This window comes from Phytobacter sp. V69 (genome assembly GCF_965644215.1).
GTDB lineage: Bacteria > Pseudomonadota > Gammaproteobacteria > Enterobacterales > Enterobacteriaceae > Phytobacter.
Genome location: NZ_CBFFRL010000046.1, coordinates 21,580 through 29,086 on the forward strand (window position 1 = coordinate 21,580; position 7,507 = coordinate 29,086).

Here is a 7,507-nt window from a genome sequence, read left to right on the forward strand (position 1 = left end):
CGCCGGGGAGACAACTCAATCCAGACGCATTTCTAGTGCCATCTTATAGTACACGCTCTGATGCTGCTCCACTGGTACGTGGTTCTGCACGAAACCCCACAAATTTTCCTGATTCCAGCCAGTCTGGCGCTCGGTTTTAAGCCGTTCGGCCAAATCTTGCTGTCCGCTGCCTTCCAGATGCTGTAGCAACGCGTAAAGCCCATAACGAATTTTCGGCGCGTAACTGGCTAATTCCGGCAGCAGATGCGGGTCCAGCCCTAATAACGCACTGGCGCTATCCTGCAGGCTATAGCGCGCGTACAGTTCCTGCGGTGCATCGGTCTGCTGCATAAGGTCAATCATGCTATCCCGTAGCCGTTCCGCTGCCAGCAGATCGTGGCTCTGCGTTTGCTGCGTGGGATCGGGCGCCAGGTCATACAGCCGATGCCCGAAGCGGTCGGCATCACGCGTCATCACGGACTCCGCAGGCACTTTCATCACCGGGCACCCTTTCGTAAAGCTAAAGGGGCCATGCAGTGTCGCCGCCTGCAGTTCGGCGGGCGTGAAGCGTCGGTTGATGCGGGTCGGCATCAGCGTGTATTCAAACAAGCCGTCAATACCCTGCTCCGTTGGCGAGCGCATATAAACATAGCGGCCATCCGTGATATTGACATGGCAGCCATGGTAACCAAAGAGCGCGTAATCACGCACCGGGGTGTCATCACGCAGCGCCGGAATCAGTGAAACCCCCTGCATATCTGCCGGTTTTGGTACACCAAAATAGTCCAGCAGGGTGGCAGGGATATCAATCGTCTGCGCCAGCGCCTGACGCGATTCCCCGGCGCAGGGATAATCCGGGTGCCAGATAAAGAACGGGATATTCGCCACTTCGTTATACAGTGGCATGATGTTCTTACCCCACCACTCATGCTCGCCGAGAAGGAAACCATGGTCGGTGTTGACGATAAGTAGGGTGTCTTTCCACAGATCGTAGCGATCCATGTAATCCAGACCCGTCCAACATACTCATCCACCATGGTCAGCAGCGCTTTATAGTATTTCTGAATCGTACTTTTCCGCTCTTCGCTTTCAGTGACGAAATAGTAAGGCGGCCAGCCGTCAAAGGCGGCCGGATCGTCAATACCGTACATTTTCAGGTATTTTTCCGGCACAAAGAACGGCTCGTGCGGATCGAAACACTCCAGCTGTAAAAACCAGTTGTCGCTGGCATGGTTGGTGTCGATAAACGCCAGGCCTTTGTTGATCGTCCGCGCCAGGTGGAGATCGTCTTCGTTCTGCATAAACTGCACGTTGATCTGATGCTGCACCCGGCTGGTAATACGCCGCTGTTTGATCTCTTCCGGTTCGCCGGACTCATAGCGGTATTGCGGTTTATCGACCACCCCTTTCCAGGCATCACCTTCCTGGCCGCGCACAAACTCATAGGTGCTGTAGCGAGGATGATAGGTCGCCCCACCGTCTCGCCAGTAGTGTTTATGGTCGGTAACCAAATGGGTATGAACGCCCTTTTTCTTGAGTATTTCCGGCATCGAGTCGTCGAAAGGCTCCAGCGGCGACCACCCACGATGTAAAAAGTTATAGCGTCCGGTGTGCAGCTCACGGCGGGCAGGCATGCAGGGCATGCTGCCGACGTAGAAGTTATCGAACCGCACCGTTTTTTCTTTCAGTCGCTGAAAATTGGGCGTGATTGCGTCATCGCTGCCATACGCCGATAGCAGGCGTTTATTCAGCGAATCAAACATCAACATAATTGCTTTCATTACTTACTCCTTTTCTTCCGTCACGCCGTCTCTTTATCGTAGCCGCGCACTTTGCCGACGATATAGGTCAGAACAAAAGCAGCGGCGCATCCCACCAGCCATGACAGGATGTATTGCAAATATTTACCGTCAGCGATGAGCGGCAGCGCGGATAAACCGGCTGCGCCAACGCCGTTTGTTGACACTCCCAGCAACACAACCATGATGCCGCCAAAGCCTGCGCCGATGGAGCCAGTAATAAACGCAAAACCCGCCGGGATGTTCACCCCGAAAATGGTCGGCTCACCCACCGCGAGGATGGAGGTAGGAATGGCCCCTTTGGCAATCTTTTTCATAACCGGGTCGCGGGTCAGCAGCAACACCGCCGTGGCCGCACCAACCATTCCCGCATTAGACATAATCTGGATAGCGAACAGTGGCGCATGGCCAGTGCTGTTGATCATCTCAAGGTGGATGGGAAACAGCCCGTGATGCAAACCAAGGGAAATCAGGAACGGGAACAGCGCCGACAGTACAAACCCGGCGGCAATCCCTCCGGTCGCCAGCAGGCCATTAAGGCCGTGAAGAATACCGTCAGAAATCACGCCGGCGATGGGCATAATCACGAAGAGCAGCGCCGCCGCCATGATCAGCAGGACGATGGTCGGCGTGGCCACAACATCGATAATGTCCGGAATAACCCGTCGCACCTGTTTTTCCAGCAGGCACATCAGCCAGACGCAGAAAATCACGCCAATCAGACCACCCTGTCCGGGAATCAGGCCCAGCGCGGTAAGCTGCGGGGCGATGGTGACCGCACCTAACAGGCCGCCCATGATGGCGTTTCCTTCAAACTCTTTTGCCGCCGTCACGCCCGTCTAAATCGCCAGGAAGCCAAACAGCGCTTTCGAGATAATGTCCAGAAACTGGCTGAGGCCCAGCAGATGGCGCTGATCAAGGACGATTTGCGCGGCGCTTAATTTACCCGCCGGGGAAATGTGGTTTTCCAGCGCCCATGATGCGGCGGAGTTCACCAGCACATTATTCAGGCCCATCAAAATCCCGGCAGCAATCAGCGCAGGCAAAATGGGCACAAAAATATTGGCGATATGCTTAAGTACGACCTTCGTATGGGTCTGTTTTTTGGCTTTTTCCCGCGCCTGTTTTGCTTTTTGTTCAACAGCGCTAAGCGGTACTTCCCCTGGTGTTGGCCCTTTCAGTAATTCGTTGATGACCGTCGCGACTTTGGAGGATTTCCCCGGCCCGACGATCACCTGCAATGTGTCGTCTTCTACGACGCCAAGCACGCCCTCAATGCTTTTTAATGCGGCTAAATCAACCTGCTCCCGATCGGCGATGGTCATGCGCACGCGGGTCATACAGTTTGTCACATGGAGAAAATTCCCCAGGCCGCCACAGTGTTTCACGATGGCGCTACCCACCTCGTTGTAGTTCATACAGAGTTCCTTGTTATGATTTATTATATTGTTATAATAATATAATGATATCACTAATGTGAACAGCATCATAAATGCCGGATCCAGCCAAAGGATCATTAACGGGAAGTCGAATAAAGGGGGGCACTGCGAGTAGGAATAACCTCTCTTTTACAAGAGGTTATCTGTCAGAAGGCATCAGGCAGGTCTAGTCACGTTCCGCCAGCGGCATGATCTGCCACTCTTGTGGCGTTTCGCCGGGGGAGATCCACATGGGCACCACATTACCCACGCGGTCGCCATACGGCGTGCCGAAGGCATGAAAGCGAATCACGCGGTAAACGCCGGAATGCGCCACGATCAGCGGCGTATCGTACTGTTCTAAGACAGCATTGAGCGCATTCGTTACGCGGGTGCAAAACGTTTCCCAGCTTTCACCGCCAGGGGGCGTGCTTTCATACGGCGTGAGCTCCGCCAACGGACGGTTTTCCAGGTCGCCCCAGTCGCGCTCGCACAAACCCGGCGTGATAACGTGCGCCGCGCCTGGCAACGCCAGCTCAAGGGTACGTCGGGCACGCTTAAGCGAGCTCACCGCCACGCCGCTCCAGTCATAGCGGCATAAAAGCAGCGCAGCGGCACGCGCCTGCTGCTCACCTTCATCGGTTAATGGCACGTCGGTGCTGCCACCGATAATTTTATCGCGGTTAAACGGCGTCTCGCCGTGGCGAACAAAAACAAAAGGCTTACATATTAGTGACATAAATCTATTCCAAACACGCTTTGTGTCATAATTTCGCATCCAAGCGCCTGCTGCCAGCGTCGGGGATCCTCGACGGGCGCAAACAGTGGCACCAACTTGCGGCACGCCAGCATTGAGACCAGCTGCGTTAAGCTACTGAGCGTTGGATGTACATTCCAGCGGCAAAAATCCACCTCGCCCGCCAGCCATTGCTGACGCGTAAGGTGGTTCATATGGCCCGTAAACAGCGTCCGATGGCTGAAATCTTTACGCTTACGCAGCTCGCCCGCCATCCCGTTTTGCCCATCCGGATCTGCCGCCAGCACCAGCGATGCGTCGGCGGAAAACGCCGGAAGCGTGCGCAAAAGCTGCTGCAAATCCGCTTCCACATCCGGGCGCAAACTGCCGTCATTATGTTCAGCCATTTGCCTGAGCATCTCCCGGCAGGGCGCATCAAGCACGATATCGGTACAACCACCGCGCGACAATAACAGCGCCAGCTCCACCGCACGGCCCGACGGCGGCACCGGACACAGTGTAGGAAGAGTCAGGTGAGAGCGCAATTTATCCCACTGCTGGCGCTGCGAAACGTCATATAACCCGTACGACGCATCCACCAGCGCGATCTGTGCCGGTGGCGGTGCATCAAAGCGAAACAGCGCCGACTCCATGCTGATATCGCCGCTGTAAAACAGGCCACCCGCCACATCAAGGTGAAACCACACGCCGCCCCAGGCATGCCCGCAGCTGCCGGTCGTCACCGTGATATCACCCAACTGGAATTGCCCACGCACCGCAATGGGCTGCACGTTGTACCCTGCGGGTAAAGCTTGCGCCGTGGTCTGCGTACAGTAAATGGGGGTCTGCGGCGGCAGGCGGTTTAGCCCGGCGATATGATCAATATGATCGTGGCTCAGCAGCACCGCGTCGATGTGCTCCGGCACGGGCCAGAGTTCCGCATGCGGGTTTAGCGCACCGCCGGCATCGAGCAAAATCCGCTGTTGTGGGGTCGAAACCAGAATCGCTGCCGGGGCTTTGTGTTCCAGCCCACTAATAATCTCAATCTGTACCGTCACGCCGCCTCCAGGCACCATCCCTGCATCAGGCGAACGCCCGTGCTCTGCTGTTCACGCAACGGGAAATAGTGGAACGCACTTAACCGTTGCCCATCCTGCAAGCGCAGTTCCAGCAGGTAACGCTCCCCCTGGAAAATGCAGCTCTCCACCGTTGCCTGCAACCCCGTATCGCCCACCAGTACATGCTCCGGGCGAACCAGCACCTGCTGGCGCGGTTGTGGATTACCGGGCGCAAGACCGTCATGCAGCTGCGCGCTATCCAGCTGCGGAGCCGGATGTTGGGTCGCCAGCGACAAAATGCTGCCTTTGCCAATAAACCCCGCCACCCAGGCGTTTTGCGGATGCTGGTACAGCGCCTGCGGCGCGCCCCATTGCATTAATTCACCCTGATGCATCACCGCGATGTGGCTGGCGAGCGCCATCGCCTCGGCCTGATCGTGCGTAACATAGACAAAGGTCGCGCCGGTACGGCGGTGAAACTCGCGGAAGGTCTGTTCCATAGTGGCACGCAGATGGCGGTCGAGGTTCGCCAGCGGTTCATCCAGCAACACCACTTCCGGCTCCGACACCAGGCAACGGGCCAGCGCCACGCGCTGACGTTGACCGCCGCTGAGCTCCTGCGGCGAACGTCCGGCATAGGCACCCAGTTCCACCACATCCAGCGCTTCCATTACCCGCTTCTGGCGCGCAGCGCCGTTCACTTTGCGTAATTTCAGCGGATAGCCGACGTTTTCCGCCACCGTCATATGCGGCCAGAGGGCATAAGACTGAAACACCATCCCCATATCACGGGTTTCCGGCGGCATATGCACCCGGGAATCGGCCAGCAGGCGATCGCCCAGTAACAAACGCCCGGAAGACAGGTGTTCAAGTCCGGCGAGGATACGCAGCGTGGTGGTTTTGCCACAGCCGCTCGGCCCCAGCAGTGCGGTGAACGCCCCTTCGGGAATGGTCAAACTCAGATCCCGCACCACGGCCTGCTCACCAAACACCTTGTTTAGCCGCTCCAGTTTTAGCTCTGCCACGGGATAACTCCTTTGGGTAAATATTTGCCGAGACAGCTCAGCAACAACATAACGCAGGCCACCAGCCCCACGACAAGTACGGAAATTGCCGAGGCCAGCACCTTGTTGCCGCTTTCGTCGAGATTAAAAATCACCACTCCGAGCGTTTCTTTACCCGCACTCCACAGCAGCGCGGAAACGGTCAGCTCATTAACAGCGGTCAGAAAGACCAGCAGCGCCCCGGCAAATGCGGCGGGGGCAAGCAGCGGCAGCACGATATGGCGCAGGCGCTGTGAGAAGTTCGCCCCGGCCAGGCTGGCCGCCTCTTCCATCGCCGGGTCGAGCTGCAGCATGCTGTTATGCACCGGCTTTAAACAGACCGTCAGGAAGCGGGCAAGATAGGCGAGGAAAATGATGGTTAGCGTCCCACTCAGGCTGATACCTACCAGCGGCAGCGGACGGGCAAACAGCAAAATAAAGGCAATCGCCAGCACCACGCCCGGCAGGGTATAGGGAATGTCGATCACGCTGTACAGCCAGCGCAGTGGACGGCTCGGGAAACGCACCAGTAGCCACGCCAGCGGCAGGCACAGCAGCATCAGAACCAGTGAGGCGCTCACGGAGAGCGTAATGCTGTTGGTGAGCGCCCGCCAGGTGGCGCTCTGGTTATCAAACATCGCCCGCCAGACGGCAAAAGTCAGCGTATCGGCATTCAGCGGCACGCCCAGCGTGGGAACCAGCGACGTCGCAATCAACGCCAGCAGCGGTGCCAGCAAAATGACACACAGCACAATGCCCAGCAGCACTTCGGTCGCCAGCCGCCATTTGCCTAACTGAAAGCCCAGCGCCCGCCCGGCCATCCCGATAAGCGGCAGCGCATGACGACGCTGCATATACCCCTGCAAGGTCACAATACCGATGGCAAGCACGCCCATCAGCACGGACAGGGCCGCGACGTCGTTTAACATCGACGGGCCAAAGCTGGAGAGCGTCTGGTAAATCTGAATCGGCAGAACGAAGTAGGAAATCGGTATCCCGAGCATTGCGGGAATGCCGAAGTTGCCCAGCGCGGAGACAAACGCAATCGCCGCCCCGGCCCACAGCGCGGTACGGCACAGCGGCAACACGATATCGATAAACACCCGCCACAGCGACGCACCGTTCAGACGCGCGGCTTCAATTTGTTCTTTTGGCAGGCACTGTAACTGCGTGCGCAGGGCCAGAAAGACCAGCGGCGCATGCTGGATACCCAACAACAGTGCAATGCCTTCCGGCGAGTAAAGGGGATTGGTACTGCCGAACCCCGGCGCAAGCCCGATACTGTTCAGCAAAATGCTGCTGGGGCCAAACAGCTGCAGCCAGCTCAGGGCGGTGACCTGCGGAGGGATCATCATCGGCAGCATAAACAGAAAGACCCAAATCTGCTTACCGCGAATATTAGATAGTGTCGTCACGAGGATAAAAATCATTGATAATAGGGCCTTCTAATCAGAAGGCCCTATTATCATGACTA

General features: G+C 57.1%; 7 protein-coding genes and 1 pseudogene. All 8 read right to left on the reverse strand.

The genetic code is table 11. The annotated features are described in order from the left end of the window. Positions 1–15 precede the first annotated feature (15 nt). Positions 16–981, reverse strand: a complete 966-nt coding sequence (locus ACSZPU_RS08860) for a sulfatase/phosphatase domain-containing protein (protein ID WP_498997673.1) — start codon at positions 979–981, stop codon at positions 16–18. Positions 982–1,049: 68 nt separating this feature from the next. Continuing rightward, positions 1,050–1,760 (reverse strand): annotated as a pseudogene (locus ACSZPU_RS08865) (sulfatase); the annotation flags it as partial. 20 nt (positions 1,761–1,780) lie between these two features. Beyond that, positions 1,781–2,611, reverse strand: coding sequence for a PTS sugar transporter subunit IIC (locus ACSZPU_RS08870; RefSeq protein ID WP_498997675.1), 831 nt, complete (start codon positions 2,609–2,611; stop codon positions 1,781–1,783). A gap of 6 nt (positions 2,612–2,617) precedes the next feature. Beyond that, a complete protein-coding gene (locus tag ACSZPU_RS08875) occupies positions 2,618–3,196 on the reverse strand; it encodes a PTS transporter subunit EIIB (RefSeq protein WP_498997677.1) in 579 nt (192 codons plus the stop codon). A 187-nt stretch (positions 3,197–3,383) separates the two neighbouring features. Continuing rightward, entirely contained in the window at positions 3,384–3,935 is a 552-nt protein-coding gene (locus ACSZPU_RS08880) for a histidine phosphatase family protein (protein WP_498997678.1), read from the reverse strand. Continuing rightward, the gene (locus ACSZPU_RS08885) at positions 3,926–4,990 is read right to left on the reverse strand and encodes an MBL fold metallo-hydrolase (protein ID WP_498997681.1); all 1,065 of its coding nucleotides are present in this window, start codon (positions 4,988–4,990) and stop codon (positions 3,926–3,928) included. Before ACSZPU_RS08885 ends, ACSZPU_RS08880 begins: the two co-directional genes overlap by 10 nt. Beyond that, complete coding sequence (locus tag ACSZPU_RS08890) at positions 4,987–6,015, reverse strand: ABC transporter ATP-binding protein (RefSeq protein WP_498997684.1); 1,029 nt, start codon at positions 6,013–6,015, stop codon at positions 4,987–4,989. Before ACSZPU_RS08890 ends, ACSZPU_RS08885 begins: the two co-directional genes overlap by 4 nt. Next, entirely contained in the window at positions 6,003–7,463 is a 1,461-nt protein-coding gene (locus ACSZPU_RS08895; protein WP_498997686.1) for an ABC transporter permease, read from the reverse strand. The genes ACSZPU_RS08890 and ACSZPU_RS08895 overlap by 13 nt, the downstream gene beginning before the upstream one ends. Between the last annotated feature and the right edge of the window lie 44 nt (positions 7,464–7,507).